The following is a 3,018-nucleotide window of genomic DNA, read 5'->3' as shown; positions in this document are numbered from 1 at the left end:
AGGCCCTAGTCGTCACAGCGGCCTCCCCCGCCCGATCCGACCAGTGGTCCGACCAGTGGAAGGAAGCACGGGAGGGGACGACGCGGGAAGCCGGCCGGTGGCCCGGGGGTCGGGCAGGCAGGCGGACGAACGCTGCATGAGAACCGACCATAACGGCGGAAGGTTACGTGGATGTTCATCGAGACGGACGCTCAGTGACGTAGTTCTGATCTTGCTTGGCGGCGGCGTTCATCACCTCACCTGCGCTATCTCACCTGCGTTATCGCCAGCTTCCACCCGCACCGACCCAGGCCGACACCCCCACCATCACCCAGAGTTACCTTACCGATGCTGGCACGAACTGCGGAGAGGGAGGCGACAGGTTTGAGGTGGACATGTCAGGGCCGGGTGTAGAGGGCGCAGCCCCATCCGGCCAGCGTGCGCAGCGGGAACGGCAGCCGGCAGCCGAGATCGGCTGCGGCCGTGTCCACCGCGGCCAGCTCTCCCAGCACCGCCTCCCAGGGCGCGTCACTCATCACCCCGAGCAGGGGCAGCGCGCACGCCGCCCGCACCCAGCCCTGGTCGACCACCACATAGCCCCCGCCCATGCCCTCGATGGCCCGGGCGGCGGTCACCATGTCGTCGTCCCGTGCCCCGACGACGATCAGATGCCCCGGCGGCTCCGCCGTCGTGACCGCGAGCGCGCCCCGGGTCAGCCCGCACCCGCGGAGCATCCCGACGTCGATCTCGTCCGAGGAGCCGTCCCGACCGAAAATTGCGATCTTGAGAAGGTCCCGGGACGGATCGGCCACCGCCCAGCCGTCCCGCAGGGTGGGTTCCACCCGCACGGTACGGAGCCCACGCGGGCGGGAGAGGTCGGAGACCTGGCCCGTCCCGGTCATCCGCAACGCCCGCGCTGGTCCACCGACGGGCGGCGCCGTCCCCGGGTCGCGAGGGGGATCGACGCTCACCACGACCACACTGGCATCTTGCCGGTGGGACCGTCGCAGGCCGGGTGATGTGAAGGAGCCGGCGTGCAGGTTCGCCGGGAGTCGTGTCCGGCCGGTGGCCCAGGCGGGCGAGATGTCGAGGTTGTCGAACAGGGGTCGGCCGCATTCCGCGGCGATCCGGCCACCCGCCACCACCACGTCGGGCGGCGCGGTTCCGGCCAGGGAGGAGACGACCTGGAGATCGGCGAAGCGGGTGGGCGCGATCGACCCCAGGGTGGGTTCCAGATCGTGCCTGCGGGCGGGGAGCAGGGAGAACCGCCGGATGGCGTCGATCTGGCCCATCCCCCGACCGACCGCAAGTCGCACGTCGTAATCGAGATGCCCGATCGTGGCGAGCTCCGCGACCGATCTGGCCCTGCCCCGGACCGGCTCGGCCCCGCTGTCGGCCGCCCGCAGCAGACCGCCGGCCTCCGTGGCGGACGACTTGACGGGCGCCGCCCCTACCGAGGACAGCGCGGTCAGCGCGGAGGCGGGCGGTATCGGAGGCACCTCGACGACCGGGGCGGCGGGCGCCCCGGTCCCGGGAACCTGCCCCGCTCGGACCAGCACCCGCAACGGGGTCGAGGATCCCGTCACCAGATCCACACCGCGCAGACCGCCCAGCGCGACCAGGACGGCCGGGTCGGTCACCAGGGTGGCGGTTCCCCGCGGGACGATCAGGCGAGCCAGTTCTCCCGGAGTGAGCAGCGTCTCCTCGACGCGCAGGCCGGCGTCGACATAGGCCGGCAGGACGAATCTGCCGGCGGCGTCGAGCGAGCGCCGACCCGCCAACGTTCCCGGCTTCGTGACTGCGGCGATGTAGCACCCCACGATCAGGATGTCCCGCGCGGCCACGGCACCGCTGTGGACGGCGACGACAAGCCCACCGCGTACGACGAGGTCGGCCTCCTCCTCACCCGCGGCCACCCGACGCAGTCGAGCGAGCTGTGCCTCGGACGGACGCAGCAGGTCCGCGCCGACCACGGGTACCTGCCCGGTCGGACCAGTAGCCGCCGCCGGATCACGCGGGTCGGCCGCGGGAGCGGTGGTGGAGAAGGTCGTGTTCGACGCCGCCGTGCGGGCCGGGGTCGCCGATCGGTGGGGCGTGGCAGACGCCGATCGGTGGGGCGTGGCAGAGGAGACGGTCGGCTGGGGCGCCCGTCCGGACACCGTCATCAGCCGGAGTCCCCGACTGGAGCGTTCGGCGTTCATGGCGGCCTCTCGTCTGCCGGTCAGCACCGAGGCTGCACCCGATGGCGGCACGCCCGGAAGAGGATCACGTATGACCAACGGCGAAATCACCCCCATTACTTCCTTTACTCCAGAACAAGCCGGGTGCCCCCGGAGCCGGCGGACCAGCACCGCCCGCCGGGAGGGCGGCGATGGCGTGATTGTTGTTTGCCACGTGTCATTACCCGCCATGCGCCGAAACCGGCCGGTAACGCAGGTGGAACACCATGTTGACCAGAGACGGGAAGAACACGGCGATCCCGGCGATCATGCCGACCGCGGCACGGCCCCGCCCGAAGACCAGTGCGAGCAACCGAACCCCTGTCAGCCTCATCCCGGGCGCACCCCCACCTGCCGGTCGGTCCGACCGGCCCGAGCGGTTCCCCGGACGTTAGAAAGAAGGCGTATCGGTCCCATCGCGCCCGGGTGAATTACCAGTAACTCCATTCTTGCTGTTGACGGAACCACACTCCCGCGGCGTCCCCGGCAATGTCGGGACGGAAACCTGGACGAAACTTTTCTTGGGCTTCGGGAGTGTCGCCGTTCACCTGACCGTCACATTGGAGTCGAAATGAAATAACTTGCGCGTTTCGAACCCTCCACAGGCCTGTGACCTGCGATGATGCTCTCGATCACGTATTTGTTACTTCATTACGTCCCCATTGCACCCCGATATGCCCGACGAGCATCGGGGCCGGAGCGTCACCGGCATGTCGTGGACCGCGCCGAACCGAACCGGGCCGACGGCATTCCCCGGCCTGCTAGGCTTCGCATTCGTGCTGCTGAGCCCCCATGAACAGGAACGACTGCTGATCCATGT

At 69.7% G+C, this 3,018-nt stretch carries 2 protein-coding genes; both read right to left on the bottom strand.

Annotated features, from left to right (window positions below; genetic code table 11):
• Window positions 1–377: 377 nt before the first annotated feature.
• On the bottom strand, window positions 378–2,180 hold the full coding sequence (locus AC08OQ_RS18930; protein ID WP_476605905.1) for an adenine deaminase C-terminal domain-containing protein: 1,803 nt from the start codon (window positions 2,178–2,180) through the stop codon (window positions 378–380).
• A 199-nt stretch (window positions 2,181–2,379) separates the two neighbouring features.
• A complete protein-coding gene (locus AC08OQ_RS18925) occupies window positions 2,380–2,532 on the bottom strand; it encodes a hypothetical protein (protein WP_476602340.1) in 153 nt (50 codons plus the stop codon).
• Between the last annotated feature and the right edge of the window lie 486 nt (window positions 2,533–3,018).

The organism is Frankia sp. CcCS3 (genome assembly GCF_977927575.1).
Note: the sequence above shows the minus strand (reverse complement) of the source record. Positions and strands in the feature narration are given on the sequence as shown.

Bases quoted from the DNA above. Each gene is read 5' to 3' on its own strand.
- AC08OQ_RS18930 (WP_476605905.1), bottom strand. From the start codon at position 2,180: ATGAACGCCGAACGCTCCAGTCGGGGACTCCGGCTGATGACGGTGTCC.
- AC08OQ_RS18925 (WP_476602340.1), bottom strand. From the start codon at position 2,532: ATGAGGCTGACAGGGGTTCGGTTGCTCGCACTGGTCTTCGGGCGGGGC.